This window comes from Virgibacillus chiguensis (assembly GCF_900129865.1).
GTDB lineage: Bacteria > Bacillota > Bacilli > Bacillales > Amphibacillaceae > Virgibacillus > Virgibacillus chiguensis.
On the sequence record NZ_FQXD01000003.1, the window covers coordinates 100,106 to 121,552 of the forward strand.

16 protein-coding genes are annotated in these 21,447 nt (G+C 38.2%); 14 read left to right on the forward strand and 2 right to left on the reverse strand.

Annotation, left to right across the window (positions count from 1 at the left end; translation table 11 throughout):
• Window positions 1-5 precede the first annotated feature (5 nt).
• The 7 genes from hutU to BUB45_RS04905 all read left to right on the forward strand — a co-directional run bounded on the left by hutU (window position 6) and on the right by BUB45_RS04905 (window position 9,498).
• Window positions 6-1,673 (forward strand): urocanate hydratase, encoded by a 1,668-nt coding sequence (gene hutU / locus BUB45_RS04875; RefSeq protein ID WP_073005897.1) that lies wholly within the window; start codon window positions 6-8, stop codon window positions 1,671-1,673.
• 203 nt (window positions 1,674-1,876) lie between these two features.
• Window positions 1,877-2,839 (forward strand): formimidoylglutamase, encoded by a 963-nt coding sequence (gene hutG / locus BUB45_RS04880; RefSeq protein WP_073005898.1) that lies wholly within the window; start codon window positions 1,877-1,879, stop codon window positions 2,837-2,839.
• Between the two features lie 13 nt (window positions 2,840-2,852).
• Window positions 2,853-4,133: an imidazolonepropionase gene (gene hutI / locus BUB45_RS04885; protein ID WP_073005900.1), complete on the forward strand. Its 1,281-nt coding sequence runs from the start codon at window positions 2,853-2,855 to the stop codon at window positions 4,131-4,133.
• Window positions 4,134-4,290: 157 nt separating this feature from the next.
• The gene (gene hutP, locus BUB45_RS04890; RefSeq protein ID WP_073005902.1) at window positions 4,291-4,728 is read left to right on the forward strand and encodes a histidine utilization transcription antiterminator HutP; all 438 of its coding nucleotides are present in this window, start codon (window positions 4,291-4,293) and stop codon (window positions 4,726-4,728) included.
• 237 nt (window positions 4,729-4,965) lie between these two features.
• Window positions 4,966-6,447, forward strand: coding sequence for a histidine ammonia-lyase (gene hutH, locus BUB45_RS04895; RefSeq protein WP_073005903.1), 1,482 nt, complete (start codon window positions 4,966-4,968; stop codon window positions 6,445-6,447).
• Between the two features lie 331 nt (window positions 6,448-6,778).
• The gene (locus BUB45_RS04900) at window positions 6,779-7,759 is read left to right on the forward strand and encodes an NAD(P)H-dependent flavin oxidoreductase (protein ID WP_073006207.1); all 981 of its coding nucleotides are present in this window, start codon (window positions 6,779-6,781) and stop codon (window positions 7,757-7,759) included.
• Between the two features lie 149 nt (window positions 7,760-7,908).
• Window positions 7,909-9,498 carry a long-chain-fatty-acid--CoA ligase gene (locus tag BUB45_RS04905; RefSeq protein WP_073005905.1) on the forward strand — a complete coding sequence of 530 codons (1,590 nt, stop codon included), beginning with the start codon at window positions 7,909-7,911 and terminating at the stop codon, window positions 9,496-9,498.
• A 301-nt stretch (window positions 9,499-9,799) separates the two neighbouring features.
• Here the strand turns inward: BUB45_RS04905 and gltC are convergent, their stop codons facing one another.
• Window positions 9,800-10,705: a glutamate biosynthesis transcriptional regulator GltC gene (gene gltC / locus BUB45_RS04910; protein ID WP_073005907.1), complete on the reverse strand. Its 906-nt coding sequence runs from the start codon at window positions 10,703-10,705 to the stop codon at window positions 9,800-9,802.
• Between the two features lie 326 nt (window positions 10,706-11,031).
• Between gltC and gdhA the strand changes: the two genes are divergently transcribed.
• Window positions 11,032-12,414 (forward strand): NADP-specific glutamate dehydrogenase, encoded by a 1,383-nt coding sequence (gene gdhA / locus BUB45_RS04915; RefSeq protein WP_073005909.1) that lies wholly within the window; start codon window positions 11,032-11,034, stop codon window positions 12,412-12,414.
• A gap of 292 nt (window positions 12,415-12,706) precedes the next feature.
• Window positions 12,707-13,048: a M20/M25/M40 family metallo-hydrolase gene (locus BUB45_RS04920; RefSeq protein WP_073005911.1), complete on the forward strand. Its 342-nt coding sequence runs from the start codon at window positions 12,707-12,709 to the stop codon at window positions 13,046-13,048.
• A 254-nt stretch (window positions 13,049-13,302) separates the two neighbouring features.
• On the opposite strand, the gene BUB45_RS04925 is transcribed toward BUB45_RS04920, so the two are convergent.
• On the reverse strand, window positions 13,303-14,070 hold the full coding sequence (locus BUB45_RS04925) for a tyrosine-protein phosphatase (RefSeq protein WP_073005913.1): 768 nt from the start codon (window positions 14,068-14,070) through the stop codon (window positions 13,303-13,305).
• A gap of 464 nt (window positions 14,071-14,534) precedes the next feature.
• Between BUB45_RS04925 and BUB45_RS04930 the strand changes: the two genes are divergently transcribed.
• The 5 genes from BUB45_RS04930 (at window position 14,535) to BUB45_RS04950 (ending at window position 21,430) form a co-directional block, all read left to right on the forward strand.
• On the forward strand, window positions 14,535-16,292 hold the full coding sequence (locus BUB45_RS04930; RefSeq protein WP_244527655.1) for a sigma 54-interacting transcriptional regulator: 1,758 nt from the start codon (window positions 14,535-14,537) through the stop codon (window positions 16,290-16,292).
• Window positions 16,293-16,471: 179 nt separating this feature from the next.
• On the forward strand, window positions 16,472-16,891 hold the full coding sequence (locus tag BUB45_RS04935) for a GNAT family N-acetyltransferase (RefSeq protein WP_280157339.1): 420 nt from the start codon (window positions 16,472-16,474) through the stop codon (window positions 16,889-16,891).
• Window positions 16,892-17,293: 402 nt separating this feature from the next.
• Window positions 17,294-18,958 (forward strand): acyl-CoA dehydrogenase family protein, encoded by a 1,665-nt coding sequence (locus BUB45_RS04940; protein WP_073005915.1) that lies wholly within the window; start codon window positions 17,294-17,296, stop codon window positions 18,956-18,958.
• Window positions 18,959-19,076: 118 nt separating this feature from the next.
• Window positions 19,077-19,973, forward strand: a complete 897-nt coding sequence (locus tag BUB45_RS04945; RefSeq protein ID WP_073005917.1) for an NAD(P)-dependent oxidoreductase — start codon at window positions 19,077-19,079, stop codon at window positions 19,971-19,973.
• Window positions 19,970-21,430, forward strand: coding sequence for a CoA-acylating methylmalonate-semialdehyde dehydrogenase (locus tag BUB45_RS04950; protein WP_073005919.1), 1,461 nt, complete (start codon window positions 19,970-19,972; stop codon window positions 21,428-21,430). Before BUB45_RS04945 ends, BUB45_RS04950 begins: the two co-directional genes overlap by 4 nt.
• Window positions 21,431-21,447: the final 17 nt, after the last annotated feature.

Sequence of the window (21,447 nt, forward strand, 5' to 3'; positions counted from 1 at the left end):
TTACGATGAAGACAAATCAAGTTATTAAGGCACCTACGGGGTCGGAATTAACATGTAAAGGTTGGCAGCAAGAAGCAGCAATGAGGATGTTAATGAATAATTTAGACCCACAAGTGGCAGAAAATCCAGATGAATTAGTTGTCTATGGTGGGATAGGCAAAGCAGCAAGGAATTGGGAATCTTTCCATCAAATAATTGCTACGTTGAAAAAGCTGGAAAACGATGAGACACTAATTGTACAATCTGGAAAGCCTGTAGCTGTATTTAAAACACATGACCATGCACCTCGTGTATTAATCGCAAACTCAAATATCGTGCCCAGTTGGGCAAATTGGGATCACTTTTATAAATTGGAAAGTGAAGGCCTTATGATGTATGGGCAAATGACAGCTGGTAGTTGGATATATATTGGGGCACAAGGCATTTTACAAGGAACTTATTTGAGCTTTGTAGAAGCTGGCAAAAAAGCGTTTGGATCGGCAGATTTATCCGGAAGACTTATTTTAACAGGCGGCATGGGAGGTATGAGTGGTGCGCAACCATTAGCAGGGAAAATGGCTGGAGCGGTTACGCTTGTAGTCGAAGTAGAAAGAAAACGAATTGAACGCAAAATAAATGAGGGCTATTGTGATTACTTGGTTACCGACATAGACGAGGCTTTACAGCTAGTGAATAAATATCGCCAAAAAAGGGAAGCTGTTTCCATTGGTCTTGTTGGTAATTGTGCTGATATATTTCCAGCTATTTATGAAAAGGGAATCGTCCCAGATATTGTAACAGATCAAACGAGCGCGCATGACCCAATAAATGGATATATACCAAATGGAATGCGTTTCGAACAAGCCTTGGTATTACGAAAGAATGACCCTAAAGCTTATGAAGAAAAGGCAAAAGCTGCTATGGGTGTTCATGTTCAGGCAATGTTGGATTTTCAAGCATCTGGTTCTGAAGTGTTTGATTATGGTAATAATATTCGGGCTTATGCGAAAGAAATGGGAGTTGAAAATGCTTTTGATTTTCCTGGCTTTGTTCCTGCTTATATCCGTCCGTTATTTTGTGAAGGGAAAGGGCCATTTCGTTGGGCAGCGCTTTCAGGTGATCCAGAGGATATTTATCGTACGGACCGTCTAGTTAAAGAAATGTTTGCTGAAGATGCGTCTCTTGTAAAGTGGATAAATATGGCACAAAAAATGATACAATGGCAAGGGCTTCCTTCTCGCATCTGCTGGCTCGGATATGGAGATCGTCATCGTTTTGCTTTAGAAGTTAACAAGCTGGTTGCCACAGGGGAAATGAAAGCTCCTATTGTATTCGGTCGTGATCATCTTGATTCAGGGTCGGTAGCTTCTCCAAATCGAGAGACAGAAGGGATGAAAGATGGAAGTGATGCCGTTTCTGATTGGCCAATATTGAATGCACTCCTTAATACGGCAGGTGGTGCTAGTTGGGTTAGCGTACATCATGGTGGTGGTGTTGGTATGGGATATTCACAGCATGCGGGTCAAGTTATTGTAGCAGATGGCACGAAAGAAGCAGCTGAAAAAATAAAGCGGGTTTTAATCACTGATCCTGGCATGGGAGTAGCGAGGCATGTGGACGCTGGATATGATATTGCCATTGAAACAGCAAAAGAGAAAGGAATTCACATTCCGATGATGGATTCCGAAGTATAGTCGAAGAATTTGAACTGCTGAGATTTTCCTTTTTATACAAATTTTAAAGTTTATCGTTAAATAAACGACAGCGTTTTTTCGTCATCAGATTGGTGACAAGCAAAATTTTTCTAACCATGATCAGTGTGCTCCCATAGAGAAATAAAGGGTTTTCGTATAGAACAATAGCTTTTGTCACAAAGCATCTGAAAGGTGGTTGAAACATGTACTCGATGACAGAAAAACAATGGTGGTCTGGAAGGGTTGATCATGCGACAGATCCAGCTTACTTTCGGTTTCACCAAGCTATTCAATTAAAAGACATTGCATCATGTAAACAAGATAATGATTTAAAGGAATCCATAGCTTTGCTTGGGTTCTCTTCTGATGAAGGTGTTCGTAGAAATAAAGGTCGAGTCGGTGCGGCAAAAGCGCCATATGAAATTAGATCTGTACTGGCAAATTTAGCCTACCATTTAGAAAAATTGTCTCTATTTGACGTAGGGAATGTAAGTTGTATAGATCAACAATTAGAAGCATCACAAGAAGAATTAGGGAAATACATGCATTATTTACTACGAGCACAATCCACACCAATTATACTTGGTGGAGGACATGAAACATTATATGGACATTATCTTGGGGCACGTCAATATGCCAATCAAACAACGAAACTGGGGATAATCAATATGGATGCCCATTTTGATTTACGAAATGATTTTCCGCCAACTTCAGGTACGATGTTTAAACAAATATTGGAGCAAGATAAGTATGCAGGGTATTTATGTTTAGGTATTCAAAAATGGGGAAATACGCAAGCTCTTTTTCAAGAAGCAGCTCAGTATCAAAGTAATTATATTTTTGCTGAGGACGTAGCCAATGATAGCCAAACTATAAAAGTGATAGACGATTTTACGAAACAGCATGATTATATTATCTTCACTTTATGTATGGACGCGGTGGAAGCAACTGCAGCTCCAGGTGTGAGCGCTCCATCTCCGCTTGGGTTAGAACCTAAAATAGTTAGAGACTTGATACGGTATATAGTAGCCAAACCGAATGTACTTAGTATGGATATTTCCGAGGTAAACCCTGTTGTTGATGAAAATAATAAAACAGTAAAATTAGCTGCTTATTTTATTGCAGAAGCTATGCAATCCATACAAAATAGAAAAAATATGCTATAAAGGGGCGTTATAGATGTCAAACTCTCTATTTGTGAAAAATGCCGCGCAGGTAATTACGATGCAAGGTCATACAGATAAACCAGCTAAAAAAGAAGCGATGAAGCAATTAAGCATTGTTGAGAATGGAAGTGTGTTAGCTCAAGACGGAGAAATAATAGCAGTAGGTACGGAAGCAGAAATAAAAAACAATTATCCAGACGTAGTTAGAAATGCGAAAGAAATTCATGCAACAGGAAAAATTGTCACACCTGGGCTTATTGATCCACATACACATCTTGTACATGCTGGAACGAGAGAAAATGAGTATGCAATGCGACTAAAAGGAAAGACGTATATGGATATTATGCATGCAGGCGGTGGAATTCATGCAACGACAGAAGCGACGCAGAAAGCAGATTTTGAACAACTCTATCAAGCGGCAAAAAAAAGGTTAGATACGTTTCTATTACATGGTGTGACAACAATTGAAGCGAAAAGTGGCTATGGTCTTACAACAGAACACGAATTAAAGCAATTGGAAGTAGCGCAGCAGTTAAATATGGATCATGTCATGGATATTGTATCTACATTTATGGGGGCGCATGCAATTCCAATTACAGAAAAAAACCACCCGGAAAAATTTGTCGATAAAGTGATTCATGAAATGCTTCCAGAAGTAGCCAAGCGTAATTTAGCAGTGTTTAACGATGTTTTTTGTGAGCGTGGTGTATTTACGCCTGATCAATCCAGACGAATTTTAGAAGCAGGAAAGCAATATGGCCTTATACCTAAAATTCATGCGGATGAAATTGAGCCATACGGTGGAGCAGAGTTAGCTGCGGAAGTAGGTGCTATTTCTGCAGATCATTTGTTAAAAGCTTCTGAAATAGGAATGAATAAAATGGCAGAAAATGATGTCGTTGGTGTTCTTCTGCCTGGCACTGCTTTTTTCCTAATGGCGGCATTTGCAGATGCACGGAAGATGATTGATAATGGGGTTGCTGTTGCATTATCAACGGATGCTAATCCAGGATCCTCTCCAACATTATCATTGCCATTTATTATGAATTTAGGTTGTTTAAAGATGGAAATGACACCAGAAGAGGTGCTTACGGCAACAACAATAAATGCTGCTCACGCTATTGACTGTGCAAAAGAGGTTGGTAGTTTAGAAGTTGGTAAAAAAGCAGATATAACGATTTTTGATGTACCTAACTACTTAACATTATCCTATCAGTATGGGATGAATCATGTAGATACAGTGATTAAAAATGGGGGAATTGTTGTGGAAGATAGACATTTAGTGTATTACTAAGTAATTGGAATTGATGAGAATGTACAGTTTTTGTTAAAAGTAAAAAATAATATTACGCTTCGTTTTCACAATCTTGACGAAATTATTGGAGAACGCATATACTGAAGATAGCTATTAGTTATTAGAAAAGATGTCGGCTTAGGGGTATGTACTAATCATGAATAACCATTTGCGTATTGGTAAGATTGCAACTTTACATGTCATGCTGGATGAGGAAGAACGTACTTACTTCTCATCTGCTTTTGAAACGGTGCAGGTTTGTGAGGGGAAAGTAGGGTCAATGGAATTACAGAAGGTTATTTCCTCTGTAGAAACCGCTGTTAAACGGAGTGGAATGATTGAAGGAAAGCTTTACCGTGAAACGCATGCATTATATCATGCTATATTGGAAGCGCTTGAAGGTGTGACACGAGGGCAGTGGGCGCTTGGAGAAATGATGCGAACGGTTGGTTTGCGCTTTGCTGTCGTACGCGGAAAGCCGTATGAGCTTGAACAAGAAGGCGAGTGGATAGCGGTAGCCTTTTATGGGACAATTGGAGCGCCCATAAAAGGACTGGAACACGAAGCAATTGGCTTAGGAATTAATCATATATAATCATTACCTATAGTCGTTAGCTAAGTAGAGGTGATGATGGCTAGTTTTATCTGCCATTATTACCTCTTTTTTGTTGTACTATAAGAAAGCATAAAGGCCAAAGGGGTATAAACTTCGGCTTTCGTCATAAAAAAAGGAAAATGCCAAGTTTCTCTTATGCACAAGTTTTGGGATGAAGGAAAACCCCACTACTTGAAGATACAGTTTAACAAAGACATTTCAAAAGGGGGAGTACGTATGGTGGAATTAACAGGTCATTCATTAACGGTCGATGAAGTGAGGCGTGTTTGTGTTAATATGGAAGATATATCTATATGCAAAGAAAGCATGGAAAAAGTGAAAGCTAGTCGTAATAGCGTCGATCAAATAGTAGCAAATCAGAAAACAGTTTACGGCATAAATACAGGATTTGGGAAACTTAGTGACGTTATTATTAATAATGATGACGTAAGCGATTTACAGTTGAACTTAATTCGTTCGCATGCTTGTGGAGTTGGCGAGCCTTTTTCTGAAACAATTTCTCGGGCTATGCTATTACTGCGACTAAATGCTCTAGTGAAAGGTTTTTCTGGTGTTAGGCCAACATTGGTACACTTACTAGCAGAGCTGATTAACAAACAAGTTCATCCAGTTATTCCTCAACAAGGATCATTAGGGGCTTCAGGTGATTTAGCTCCACTTGCGCATGTAGCTTTAGTGTTGATAGGAGAAGGCAACGTTTTCGGTAAGAACGGTGAAATAAGGTCTACAGAAATGGTTTTCTCAGAAAAAGAAATAGTCCCAATCATGTTACAGTCTAAGGAAGGGCTTGCGTTAATTAATGGAACGCAAGCAATGGTGGCAGTAGGTGTGATGAATTATATTGAAACGGAAAAACTAGCGTTTGATAGTGAATGGATTGCAGCAATGACGATGGAAGGGCTTGAAGGTATTATCGATGCATTTCATCCAGCCGTTCATGAAGTGCGGGGTTACCCTCAACAGACAGCTGTAGCAGAGCGAATGAGGGAGTGGCTTAAAGGAAGCAAGTTAATTACACGTCAAGGTGAAAAACGAGTACAGGATGCGTATTCATTACGGTGCATCCCACAAGTTCATGGAGCTTCATGGCAGGCATTGGATTATGTGAAAGAGAAGTTAGAGATAGAAATCAATGCAGCCACAGATAATCCGTTAATTTTAAATGATGGAAAGTTGATCGTTTCAGGCGGGAATTTTCACGGGCAGCCAATTGCTTTAGCAATGGATTTTTTGAAAATTGCAGTTGCTGAGTTAGCAAATATTTCTGAGCGTAGGGTGGAAAGGTTAGTTAACCCACAGTTAAATGATTTGCCAGCTTTCCTTAGCCCATCACCAGGACTCGAATCAGGAACTATGATTATGCAATATGTTGCTGCCTCCTTAGTATCAGAAAACAAGACGTTGGCGCATCCAGCTAGTGTGGATTCTATTCCTTCTTCTGCTAATCAGGAAGATCATGTAAGTATGGGAACTATCGGAGCTAGACATGCGAAAATAATTATTGATAATTTGCGAAAAGTCATTGCTATAGAATGTATTTGTGCTCTTGAAGCTGTAGAATATAGGGGAGTTGATAAGATGGCTCCAAGAACGAGAGATAAATGGAAGAAATATAGAGAATTTGTGCCAAGGATTACCAAAGATCGCGTTTTTTCAAAAGATATAGAGCGGTTATCTGATACGCTATCAAGCCATTAGATTATAAGTGCTATTTTTGCTATGAAGTAGTTATCGTTTCAATCGAATAAAAAGCCATCATGACTGCCGAGAGCGCTAGCGACCAATTATTATTTGTGCATATAAAATACCTCTTATATGCATTGGCACTATGCTGTTTTTTTAGAGGAGTACGTTTGTAAGCCATAGGCATTTATGCATAAAAAGTCTTGACAATTATTGGAATAATTATTAGAATTATCAGTAATCATACGATGGATTTAATGCTCATAGTAAATTTGCTAGACGCGCTACTGAAAGCGATTACTTTGGGTGGTAGGTCTAAATACAGACAAAAGGGGGAGTAAAAATGATGGTTAACGAAGCAATCCAAGAAATGAAAGCTTCTATGCGTTTACCTGTCGTTATGGCACCAATGTTTTTAGTTTCTAGTCCTAAAATGGTCACAGAAGCTTGTGCAGCAGGGATTGTAGGGACATTTCCTGCATTAAATGCAAGAACAAAAGAAATATTGGAGGATTGGATGGAACAAATTACGAACGAGTTAGAGGAGATGAAAAAAGATAATCCAAATAAAAAAATTGCTCCGTGGGGAATAAATTTTATAACGCATCGTTCTAATAAGCGTTATACGGAGGATTTACAATTAATAGAAAAATATCAACCGCCAATTGTTATTACTTCTTTAGGTGATCCTAGTCCAGTTGTGAAAATTGCTCATGAATATGGTGGAATTGTTTTTTCAGATGTCATTGATATCAAATTTGCTAAAAAAGCAATAGAAAAAGGAGCAGATGGACTTGTTTTAGTAGCAAGTGGTGCAGGTGGTCATGCAGGGCAGCTAAATCCGATATCATTTCTGCATGAGGTTCGATCTTTCTTTTCAGGTCCGGTTATCTTAGCTGGTGGAATGTCAAAAGGAGAAGATATTCTAGCTTCTGAAGTACTTGGAGCAGATTTTGTTTATATGGGGACGCGATTTATTCCGTCAAAAGAAAGTGAAGCTTCTCAAGATTATAAGCAAATGATTGTTGAATCTGCTATTGAAGATATTATTTATACGGATGCTTTTAGTGGAGTACATGCTAATTACCTTATCCCGAGTATTACAAAAGCAGGGTTAGACCCAACTAACTTAAAACCGAAACAGGAAATTGATTTTAATAAGCTGCAAACAGAGGCAAAAGCATGGAAAGATATTTGGGGTGCTGGACAAGGAATTGGTCCTATTAAAGAGATTCAAACTATTTCAGAAATTGTGGATGAGCTAGAATATTCCTATGAAAAGGCCATACGAAATATAAAACAACGAAATGCTGTATACACCAAATAATCTTCTCTACTAAACTATCTGATTTGTTAAGAAACTCGTGCACGTACCGACTAATACTTTAGCCATAGAGATGTCGTATCCGTAGTTTCTGTTCGTTTACGACATCTATTATGAAGAAGATAAAAACTACATACAAAGGGGCAGGTTGTATGCATTATCCACTAACACCAATTGATTGGAAACGAAGAGCAATTAAATATTATCCGAACAAAGTGGCAGTTATTGATGAAGAAAAAACATTTACGTATGCGCAATTTGGAGAAAGAACAGATCGACTATCACAAGCGTTAATCAATGCGGGAATCCATGAAGGAGATCACATAGCAGTTATGTTACCGAATACACATTATATGCTGGAATGTTTTTATGGGATATGTCAAACGGGGGCGGTGATGGTTCCGTTAAATTATCGTATTTCACCTGAAGACATGGCGTATATTATTAATCATAGCGATGCTAAATTACTTATTGTTGATGCAGCATTCACTGCCTCTATTAAAGAGATTCAATCTGAATTGAATCTGAATGATATTATTGTTGTCGAGGTACCTGGCTATGATAATCAAATACAGGGAATAGATTATGAACATTTCATTCAATACGTTGAGCCCACTTCATTTTCACCACTTCACTTAGATGAAAATCAACTTTTAACCATTAATTATACAAGTGGTACAACATCTAAGCCTAAAGGAGTGATGCAAACACATCGTAGCAATTATATGAATGCCGCAGATTTTATGTTTCATTTAGGGGTAAAGCACGAAGACGTTTATCTTCACACACTTCCCATGTTTCATGTGAATGGCTGGGGCGGTGTCTGGGCGATTACGGCTGTAGGTGGTGTACATGTATGTTTACGAAAAGTTGATCCAACGGTCATTTTAGACTTATTTGAAAAACACCATATAACGCTGTTATGTGGCGCTCCAATCGTAATTAACATGCTTGTAAACGAGCCAAAAGTAAACGAGGTTTCGATTAATGTGAAATCACGAATGGCTACAGCAGGTTCTCCACCAGCAGCAGCGTTAATCCAACAAGCGCAAGATTTGCTTGGATTGGATATCTTACATGTGTATGGTTTGACAGAAACCTCTCCATTCATTTTATACAATGAGTGGAAATCTTCATTCAACCAACTATCTCTTGAAGAACAATCCGCTTTAAAAGCGAGACAAGGTGTAGAAATGGTTTTTAATGGAGAAACAAAAGTAGTCGATCAAGATGGCGAAGAAGTTGCATGGAACGGGGAAGAACTTGGAGAAATTGTAACTAGAGGCAATGTTGTTATGGAAGGTTATTATAAAGATGAGGAGCGAACCAAAGAGGTGTTCAAGGACGGTTGGTTTCATACAGGTGATTTAGCTGTAACGCATCCTGATGGCTATATAGAAATACGTGATCGAGCTAAAGACGTTATTATTTCTGGCGGTGAGAATATTTCTTCTACAGAAATTGAAGGTGTTTTATATCGTCATCCTGCCGTATTAGAAACAGCTGTTATCGCTATTCCACATGATAAATGGGGGGAGGTACCACTAGCAATTATTATTTTGAAGAAAAACGCTACAGTTACTGAAGAAGATATGATTACGTATTGTCGTGACAATATGGCACATTTTAAAGCACCAAAAAAAGTAGTTTTTGTTAAAGAATTACCTAAAACAGCTACAGGAAAATTACAGAAATTTCGTTTGCGTCAAATGTATTGGGATAGTGAACGGCTGATAAATTAATCCATGAAGCGTCTTCGTTTATCAATATAGAAAAAGCACATTTAGCCTAAAGGAACAACAATTACTTTTGCAATAAGAATTGATTGTTCATCTGTGGGATCTTTCTTTTACTTCACATGTTCCAATTCTTGGAGCAGCAGTCTTACAGCACTTTGCTTGTCGCCAGGTCTTATGGAGAAAAAAGATGTCGTTTTTCCTATACGATAAATCTTTAAACGCTCCTACAGTATAATAAAAAAACCTTACAACAGCCTTCCGTTAACAACAAATGCTTGTCGGGAGGCTACTTTTGTAGGCACAACTAATGACTAAAGTAGTTTATTCTAGAAAAAAAATGCAATAAAAAGTCATAAAAGATTGCTTCTGTTGGTAATAATTGTCGATGGGAAGGGGTAATCACGCCAACTGTTCGTGTAATATCGTTTTCTGCTAACGGAATGGCAACCGTAGAGCGTGGTGTATTATCAATTAACGTGACTTCTGGCATAAGCGCAATGCCAAGTCCTGCTGACACCAACCCCTTTAAAGCATCTGTGTCGTCTCCTTCAAACCCAATAATAGGAGCAAAACCTTTGGTGTAACATGCTTCCTCAACTAGATTACGTAATACAAATCCTTCTGGCAAAACAATAAAAGGATCATCCTTTAGCTCCCTGAGGCGAATGGAACTTCTATTTGCAAGTGGGTGATGAAGGGGTAGTAATGCTACGATTCTTTCAGTAAATAATGCTTTTCGTTGAAATTTGCTATTTTCTTTAGGCAACGGACCAAGCAAAGCTAAATTAAAATCTCCATCTGTAAGCCCATGCATTAATTCAGGATAAAGTGCTTGCTTCAGGTTGAATTTTGCTTCTGGATATTCTGTTCGAAAGGCATGAATAACGGTAGGTAACATATAAGCAGCGAGACTAATTGGATAGGCGATGCGAATGGTACCTTTTTTAGGGTCTACATATTCTTCTACTTCCCTACTGGCATGATCTATAACGTTCATCGCTTGCTTCATCCGTTCGAAAAAGATTTTCCCAATAGGGGTTAACTTTATTTTTCTGTTTTCTCTAATGAATAAATCAGCGCCTAACTCAGATTCTAAATTGGCAATTTGTCTACTTACCGAAGATTGGGCAACATGTAGCGCAGCCGCTGCTTCTGTAACATGTTCTCTGGAAGCTACTTCCATGAAATAACGAATTTGCCTCAGTTCCATTTTGCCTCATGCTCCTTATTCATGCGTAAAACGCATTGATTTTATCGTTTCTTTATATTGATTCGATACTTTGTTTAATTATAGAATATTCCTTATAAGGAAATCTACTATTTTTGCACGATAGAAGCCAAGTTTTTCTGAAACGTTAGGAAAACCATCATGGCATTCAAAGAGTTAGCGTCTTCATGGAAAAGTGTTTGCAGATAAGTTTTTTATAGAAAGTAAATATCTTTAAAGTGGTTAGCAAAAACGATAACTTTTACCATTTAAACTTGGCGACAGGCCATATCTTTCTAAACATTATGACGGATAAGGGAATGACTTGAATGAAAACAGTTGACAAAATGGAATTTACGTACATGCAAAAAGCGAAAGAATATGTAGAATCTGTATACGAAACGGTGAAAATGCGTAACCCTCATCAAGAAGAATTTCAGCAAGCAGTAAAAGAAGTTTTAGCTTCCTTAATCCCAGTTTTGGCAAAGCATCCAGAATATATGAAACAGTCTATTCTTGAACGTATTGTAGAACCAGAGAGGATGATTTCGTTTCGTGTACCTTGGATCGATGATGAAGGCAATGTTCAGGTAAACCGCGGGTACCGTGTCCAATTTAATAGTGCTCTTGGCCCTTATAAAGGCGGAATTCGTTTCCATCCTACGGTAAACGATAGTATTATTAAGTTTTTAGGTTTTGAACAAATTTTTAAGAACGCTTTAACTGGCCAGCCAATTGGTGGAGCAAAAGGAGGGGCAGACTTTGATCCTAAAGGAAAGTCTGATACTGAAATTATGCGCTTTACACAAAGTTTTATGACAGAGCTCAGTAATTATATCGGACCAGATCAAGACGTACCTGCTGGAGATATCGGTGTTGGCCAAAGAGAGATTGGCTATATGTTTGGTCAGTATAAAAAAATGCGCGGAGGCTATCAGGCTGGTGTGTTGACCGGAAAAGGAGTAGGATATGGCGGTAGTTTAGCCCGTAAAGAAGCAACTGGGTATGGGACAGTTTATTTCATGGACGCTATGCTTAAGGATAATGGTTTAAGTATTTCAGGGAGTAAGGCGGTTGTATCTGGTTCAGGAAATGTTTCCATTTATGCAATGGAAAAATTAACCCAATTAGGTGCAAAGGTGATTGCTTGCAGTGATTCAGATGGTTGCATTTATGATGAACAAGGCATCGATTTGGCAACAGTAAAACGTCTAAAAGAAGAAGGAAATTGCCGAATTTATGAATATGTCAACGTCCATCCTAAAGCAACTTTTTATGAAGGATGTACAGAAATTTGGTCTATCCCCTGTGATATTGCTTTACCGTGTGCGACACAAAATGAAATTAATGTGCAAGCTGCTAAACAACTCATTGCCAATGGAGTGAAAGCTGTAGGCGAAGGGGCAAATATGCCATCCACTTTAGAGGCGGTAGAAGTTTTCATGAACAACCATATTTTATTTGCTCCTGCTAAAGCAGCAAATGCTGGTGGTGTAGCTGTATCTGCGTTAGAGATGGCGCAAAATAGTGCACGAATTGCATGGAGTTTTGATGAAGTGGATCGGAAATTACATCAAATGATGCATACGATTTACAAAGACTCAACGGAAGCTGCAGAGGAATATGGTGAGTCAAGAAACTTGGTTGTCGGTGCGAATATTGCTGCTTTCAAAAAAGTTTCTGCTGCTATGATTTCACAAGGTGTCATTTAAATGAAAGAGTAACCAAATGCAGTATACTATTTAATCAATATTCGAGCTAACTTTCCCTTGCAGCAAAACGAGCAAAATAATTTACTACTTCAATAGAAAATACTATTTCAAGGACCTAATGATTGGGTCCTTGTTCCTTTATAGGGTCAATAATTTTTCTTGTTGACTGTATAAATGCATATTAACCTATCGTTGTAATAGCGCAATTAGTTTTTGCTACTTTGCGCATCCGTACGTAACAGGAACAGTACGTACGTTAACAGAGCAAACGCGAACATGTATTGAAGCAGAAATGGAACGCACAATAAAAGCTTCTTACGACATGTTTCATGCTGATTATGAATTTACGTTTACTCGAGGATATCCTACTCTCATAAACCACCCGCAAGAAACAGAATTTGTTGCCAACATAGCTAAACAAGTTCCTGGGATTAAAGAAGTAACCGAAACTCCACCAATAATGGGTGGAGAAGATTTTTCTTATTACTTACAACATGTAAACGGTGCATTCTTTTTTACAGGAGCTAGTGATGCTAACTGGGCTAGGGCATACCCACACCATCATCCAAAATTTGATATAGATGAGCGCGCTTTATTGCATGCAGCCAAAGTATTAGGAGCTGCTACGTTATAATATATGGATCAAGTAGCGAGAAAAGGATAAGCGAAGGATCTTCCTTCACTTTTTGCTTTTTATATAGTAAGAAACGCGGCTTATAAGATTGAACCCGCAATACTTTCCTATATTGCTCGCTTAGAAAAACTTGGCTTGCCGCTAAGTCTCCATAACGGAAGCCTTCGTTTTTCTTATATTATAATCCATACTAATTTTATACTATCTTAAAAAGGACCAAAGGAGTATAAACCTCTCTTTGGTCTTTACCGTTATTACTTAACGAGTAGAGCTGCTTGTAGGGTTTTAACATCTGACTTGCTTAAACCGATACCTTCATTAATATATTGATTCACGGAACCAAATTGGCTCTCCACTTCATCAAAAAAGGCTTGTAAATATTCTCGCCTTGCTTCGAGCATTGCTTGCATAAAAGCTTGATTTACTTGAATAGATTCAGGTTGTAAATTTGCACGTAAAATATCAAGGAAGTTGTTTGTATATAAGTAATCTGTAAAGATGAGCTCCTCGGGGACATCTAGCGCATACAAAGTTAATGCTGCCATGACACCAGTTCTGTCTTTTCCCGCCATACAATGAAATAATAGAGGCGATTCAGGATCTGTTAGTAAGGCTGAGAAAAATGTGTTATAGACGTTAGTGTTTTTCGTTACTTCCCGGTAAAGCTTTTCTAATATCATTCCCGGTTCTTGTGGGTGTTCGCCAAATCTTTGTAGGTCTTTAGGTTGTCGTACCATTTCCCTATCTATTTCTATTAAAGGCATATGCTTTATCGTAACTCCTGAAATGGAAGGCGTAGGGTAGTTTTTTACTTCGTCACTTCCGCGAAGGTCAAATATCGTCTTTAGGCCAGTTTGATTAATTTTCTCGATATCGTTCTTTGTAATATGTTGCAAATTACCAGAACGATATAGAATTCCATTTTTTACCCTTTTTCCTGAACGCGTTTCATATCCACCTAAATCACGAAAATTAAAACTTCCTTCTAAGTCAATCGTTCTCACAGTATTTTTTTTCTCCATACGTACTCTCCCTGCCTCTCCGATAAATAGTTTGTTTTTGATTTTGAACTTGTGCTTCTCTCTGTATTGTCTGGGGGAATCATATAAAAGTCAAGGAGAGTTTATGAGAGAAGGGCAATAGTACGTGGAGAAAAGATTTTCCCCACATAGAGTGTTGTTTTATTAGTTGCTTGGAGGGCGATTGCGCTTGTACTTGTTTTGCTGTTTCATATCATTTAGCTCTTGCTTGCTTTTGTTTTTCGTTTTTGTTTTATCTTTAGCCATTGTATAACCTCCTTTTCCATTAATGTGCTTTAAATGAAATAAATTATGTAACTATTATCCGTTTGCGGTGTGATAGCGACAATGATATAATTCTGAAAAATGCATCATTTAAAACCATGTTCATTTTTACTCATTTTTAAAAGTGAAATCAGGAAAATATATTAGTGTACTGTTGCTAAAATGACTGGAGGAGAGATAAGTTGAAAAAGAATTTTTTTGTTGAGCATTGGATGGACACGAACCCCCTATCTATTTCTCCATCTACGTCTCTTGAAGTAGCATTTACTACGTTATGTAATCACGCCATTACTCATATACCGGTTGTAGCTGAAGGGTGTATGCAAGGTGTTGTGTCAAGTTATGATGTATGGAAGTATATAAAAATAAAGGGCCAAAAAGAGTTAGTAGTTTCTATCATGAATAAACATTATCCTACAGCTTTTGTAGGGTCATCTATGGAAGATATTTATCAAACCCCTGTTTATGTCATTGATGGTAACACGGAAGAATTACTTGGACAAATAACGGCAAAAGAGTTACTTGCTTTTCAAAAGTATATGTATCGTCAGTTTATCCAAATGGAAAATCTGATGCATTGGTACGAGTTAATTTTTGACACGGCATATGAAGGGTTGACGGTTGTTGATGATCAAGGGGTTATCCAATTGTTTAATCAAGCGTACAGTCGTTATGTTGGAGTAGCTAAAGAAGAGGCTTTAGGAAAGAAGGCAGATGACATTATCGAAAACACGCGATTACCTGTTGTTTTAAAAACAGGCATTCCAGAACGTAGCCAACCTCATCGGTTACAAGGGCAAAACTTAGTCGTTCATCGAATTCCAATATGGAAAAACAACAAAATTATTGGTGCAGCCGGTATCCTTGTATATGAAGGTGTGTCGGAAATCTATGAAGTAATACAAAAGATGGATCAATTGGATAAAAGGCGACGAGTGGAAAACCTACCTATAATATCTGATAGCCCGGCGTTAGAAGTTGTTAAATTCGAGAATATTTTAGGTAATAGTAAAGCGCTTACTGAAGCGAAAAAAATAGCTCGAAAAGCTGCAGATTCAAGTGCGGCTGTATTGTTAACAGGAGAAAGTGGGGTGGGTAAAGAACAGTTTGCAAAAGCCATTCATGATGCGAGTGCTGCTAAAAATGGAAGATTTATTAGCGTGAATTGTGCTGCTATTCCAGATGGATTAATGGAATCTGAATTGTTTGGTTATGCAAAAGGTGCATTTACTGGCGCACATCGAGATGGAAAACCAGGAAAATTTGAATTGGCACACGAGGGTACGATTTTTCTTGATGAAATTGGCGATATGCCTTTTAACATGCAAGCCAAAATTTTACGTGTGTTGCAAGAAAGGAAAGTGGAACGAGTAGGAGATAGAAAAGCTGTAGGCGTGAACTTTCGTTTAATTACGGCAACGAATCAAAATTTGCAACAAATGGTCAAGGATGGGAAATTTCGCGAAGATTTATACTACCGGCTCTATGTTATTCCTATTGAGATACCGCCGTTACGAGAACGGTTGGAGGATTTACCTACTTTAATTGCCTATCAATTACAGCAGTTAGCGAAGAGTTATAAACAAGGAGAAAAAACCTTTGATCAACATGTATTGCAATGGATGAAACAGCACCATTGGCCTGGAAATGTGCGTGAGTTAATGAATATAATAGAAAGACTATATGTGTTAACAGATGGGAACCACATAACATTTAATCATTTGCCTGCTTCGGTAAGGGAGACTTTTTTTCAAACGTATCACCCATACAATCATCGAAAGGGCCAACTTTTAGAAGAGGCTACAAAACAAGAAAAAGAAATGATTACGCAAACATTAAAGCAAGTACAAGGAAATAAAACAAAGGCAGCTGAAAGGTTAGGTATGTCAAGGGCTACGCTCTACAATAAGTTGGCTCGTTATAAATTAAACAATTTTTAACAGATGACTGGTAAGGTAGTTCAAAGTCTATTTGTAAGGTGGATAAATAGGAGGTGCGAATGACTATATCTATTGTAAAACCGCAATTGGTACATGTAGATGATATAGCAAGAATTTGTGCAGAAGGTTGGAAACAAACAGTAGCTGGAATATGAAGCGCAAAATACCAAAAACAAAATATAGCCTATTGGTACAACCCGGGAAAAGTTGCTCAGGATGTACAAGCTGGTTTGTATTCTTATATAGCGTTAGTTAGCATGAAAGTGGTTGGCGTTATTGGTGGGGCAATGAAAGATGGCTCGACTGAAATCTATGTTCTTTACGTAGATAGTTTGTATCGCTATTTGGGAATTGGCAGTAAATTGCTCGCAGCATTAACGGAACAACAAGTAGCTGAGGGAGCGAAAGAGCAGTGGGTATCGGTTCAAGAAGGAAATCAATTAGGAATTCCTTTTTATGAAGCAAGAGGTTTTATCTATAAGCAGAAAAATATGACGGAAACGGAAACAAGTGAGAGACAGGTATCGCTTCGATATTACCGAAAAAATTTAATTGGAGTTCAATATAGAGCAATGCTCCGCAGAAACGGACTGAACTAATCGTTGCAATCCCTCAAGATCTCGCTAATCACTAATAAAACGATGGTCTTTTTCATCATTAAGAATTTGGCAATAAGACGAATTATTTAAAAAATAAGTTTTTGAAGCAAAAAATGTATTATTGTTTAAACAGTTAGACAGTTGTTCCATTGTTTGTTCATACTATTCTCGGTTATTTAACACCACTAGATGGAATCAACTATAGACTTTTAGTATTGAAACTTGACGATAAGCTAGATTTATTTAGTCTTACTAAGATTTCCATTTTCGCCTTTTGACAAATCTTAAAGACGAGTTTTTAAACAAAAAAGAAAAAGTTTCATTGTTTAGTCTAATTTTTATTGTTTAAATTTTATAATTTGGCATGTAATTTGCATTAAGAAATGGAAAGGGGGATAGGTAATGGAAAAAGTAAACTTTCATGATAAAGATTCTATTTTTCCAAATAAACAGTGGATTCTTAAGGAGGATTCCACGAATCCATTTGCAGAGGAAGAGGAACTGCTTATAGGGATGATTGAAAAGTTTGTAGAAGAGCAAGTAACGCCAAATTTAGATAAGTTGGAAGCGCATGATTATGAAATTGCTCGTGAATTGTTTCGAGCGACTGGTGAATTAGGGCTGTTAGGTGCGGAAGTGCCTGAAGCTTATGGTGGTTTAGAAATGGGAAAGCGTATGGCTGGAATTATTGCTGAAAAAATGGGTTTTGGCGGATCATTTAGCGTATCTTTCAATATTCATACAGGCGTAGGTACGTTACCTTTTGTATATTTTGGGAGTGAAAAACAAAAAACCAGATATCTACCGAAGTTAGTTTCCGGTGAATGGGTTGGTGCCTATGCATTAACAGAACCAGATGCTGGGTCTGATGCATTATCTGCTAAGACGACAGCTAAAAAGGCAGTAGATGGTTCAGGCTGGACATTAAATGGAGAAAAGCAATGGATAACGAATGCACATATAGCTCAAGTATATGTAGTGTTTGCTAATACTTCAGATGGCATTACTGCTTTTGTTGTTGAGCGTGACCAGCCAGGTGTATCCGTAGGACCTGAGGAAAAGAAGTTAGGCATTAAGGGTTCTTCAACGGCGACTTTAATTTTAGAGGATGTTCGTTTGAAAGAAGAAGATATACTAGGTGAAGTTGGGAAAGGGCATAAAATTGCGCTGAATATTTTAAATCTAGCACGATTAAAGCTAGCTTTTGCTAATATTGGAACTTCCAAACAAGCGTTACGCCTCGCCGTAGAATACGGAAAAGAACGTAAGCAGTTTAAACAGCCAATCATTCACTTTGGAATGGTGCAAGAGAAATTAGCTAATATGGCGCTTGAAATATATGGAGCAGAAAGTGCAGCCTATTACACGGTGAATAGGTTAGACGAAACGGAGCAAGACAACAAAGGGGATATATTGGAAAGGTTATCGGATTATGCAATGGCTTGCTCCATTAATAAGGTGAAAGCTTCTGAAACGCTTGATTATGTCATCGACGAGGCTGTGCAAATCCATGGCGGATATGGGTATATGCAAGAATATGAGGTAGAGCGTATATATCGAGATGCAAGAATAAATCGAATCTTTGAAGGAACAAATGAAATTAATCGACTAACAACTGCTAAGGCGTTTTTAAAGCAGTATACAAAAGACTCATCTGTCATTTTATCCGTCGAGAAGGAAGAGAATATATTTATTCGCTATGCGAATAAACTATTAAGAACGGTTTTGAATGCGCTTTCTGAAACAGGCGAACTTCCACATCTCGATCAATTTCATTTACATCGACTAGCTCTTATATTAGAAGATATTTATCTTATGCAAGCTACAGAGATTAAGGCTATGTTGGAGAAAGATTCACTATATATCAATCTAGCTGACGTCTTTTGTGAGGAAGCCTACCAACGAGTTGAAAAGCATACAATCGCTTTACTTGCTTCTATTTCAGAAGAAATGGAAACATACGAAGAGCGAATAAGGGAGGTGCGTTCGTTCCCTGTGCTATACACAAATATTATTGCAAAGAAACAGACCATTGCAAAAGAAATGATTAACCGTAATGGATTTTAGATTTTAAATGTTTTAGCAATGAATGTCGAAGTATTACCTTAAAATATCGTATGGATCGTATGCGAAGTAGTAATGGAACATAATTTCGTTACGTACAATGGGAACAAGGAGGAAGAATATGAAGCGAATTGGGTTTATCGGCTTAGGAAATATGGGATTGCCAATGGCGATTGGTTTAGTAAAAGAAGGATATACCGTTACTGGATATGACATTAATGAACAGGCTGTCCTTTCATTGAAAGAGCAAGGAGGAAGAATTGCGACAACGATTGGGCAAGTTCTCGTTTCCAGTGATGTCATTTTGACAAGTCTTCCATCGGTGAAAGCTGTCGAGGAAGTATATTTAGCTGCCGATGGATTAATTGAACAAGGAGATAAAACGAAAATACTCGTCGATACAAGCACCGTTTCTCCCGAATTGAACCAAATGATTGATCAAGCCTGTGCAGAGAAAGAAATTCCTTTTCTGGCTTCTCCTGTAAGTGGTGGTGTCGTCGGTGCAGAACAGCAAACGTTAACCGTAATGGCGGGAGGCAGAAGAGAAGTTTTTGAGCGTGTTTTACCAATTTTTGAAGTGATTGGTGGCAATGTTTTTCATGTTAATGAACAAATTGATAGCGGTACAACGGTGAAACTAATTAATAATTTACTAATTGGATTTTATACAGCTGGTGTCAGTGAAGCGTTGCATATTGCTATAAAGAAAAATATTAATTTAGATGACTTATATTCTATGTTAAGTGTGAGTTACGGGCAAAGCCGTATTTATGAACGAAACTATAAGGCGTTTATTGCCAACAATGATTTTGAACCTGGTTTTTCTTTAAAATTATTGCGTAAAGATTTAGAGTTTGCTATGGAAGCAGCGGAAAACAATCAATTAGATTTACCCATTAGCAAAACGTTATTATCTTTATATCAACAAGTGGAAAAAGAAGGATATGGAGATCAGGATATGGCTGTTCTTTATGAACGGGTAAAGGAACAGTCGGCTAAAAAGGAGGCTGAAAAATGATATCGCAAGAAGTAAAAGTGATGAAAAATTATATTGGAAATAGCTGGGTGGCTTCATCTGGTGCAGAAAAACATGATATACCTAATCCAGCAACAGGTGAAATCATTGCCCAAGTTGTGCTATCAACGGAGGAAGACGTCGATCAAGCGGTAGCAGCAGCTAAAAATGCTTATGAGGATTGGGCGAATGTCCCTGTTCCAAACCGTGCGCGTTATTTATTTAATTATTTGCATTTATTAAAAGAGCATAAAGAAAGTTTGGCAAAAATTATTACATTGGAAAATGGGAAATCGCTCAGAGATGCAAGGGGAGAAGTACAACGCGGAATAGAAGTAGTTGAATTAGCAACATCTACTCCGAATTTAATGATGGGTGATGCATTGCCACAAATTGCAAGTGGCATCGATGGGACTATCTGGCGTTATCCATTAGGTGTAGTGGCAGGCATCACACCATTTAATTTTCCGATGATGGTTCCACTATGGATGTACCCGCTAGCTATCGCTTGTGGAAATACATTTGTTTTAAAGACGTCTGAACGTACACCGATTTTAGCAGAACGATTAGTTGAATTATTTTATGAAGCAGGTTTCCCTGAGGGTGTACTTAACCTCGTTCACGGAGGGAAAGAGGTTGTAAATCGGGTGTTACAGCATCCGGATATTGAGGCAATTTCTTTTGTAGGATCAGAGCCAGTAGCTAAGCATGTATATCAGACAGGTACGGCACACGGGAAACGGGTGCAAGCATTAGCAGGTGCGAAAAATCACGCTGTCGTCATGCCTGATTGTAATTTAGAAAAAACAGTCCAAGGTGTCATTGGTGCTGCGTTTGGAAGCAGTGGAGAGCGTTGCATGGCCTGTTCGGTTGTTGCCGTTGTAGATGAGGTAGCAGATGCATTTTTGCATTTATTAACGGAAGAAACAAAAAAATTAAAGGCTGGAGATGGATTAGATGATTCAACATTTGTTGGTCCACTCATCCGACAATCTCACAAAGATAAAGTAGTTGGCTATATTGATCAGGGAGTAGAGGAAGGGGCTGAACTACTCATAGACGGCAGAACGATTGAAGAAGAAACGCCAGATGGCTACTATGTAGGTGCGACTATTTTTGATCATGTTACACCAGATATGAAGATTTGGCAGGATGAGATTTTTGCTCCTGTGTTAAGTGTAGTAAGAGTGAAGGATTTACAAGAAGGGATAGCGCTAACGAATACATCGAGATTTGCAAATGGGGCGGTCATTTATACGTCAAGCGGAAAACATGCGCAAACGTTCCGTGACCAAATTGATGCAGGAATGGTCGGTGTGAATGTAAATGTTCCAGCTCCGATGGCATTTTTTGCTTTCGCAGGAAATAAAGCTTCGTTTTATGGTGATTTAGGAACGAACGGAAAAGACGGGGTGCAATTCTATACAAGAAAGAAAGTAGTAACGGAACGCTGGTTCTAGGTTATTTGAAAACAGCC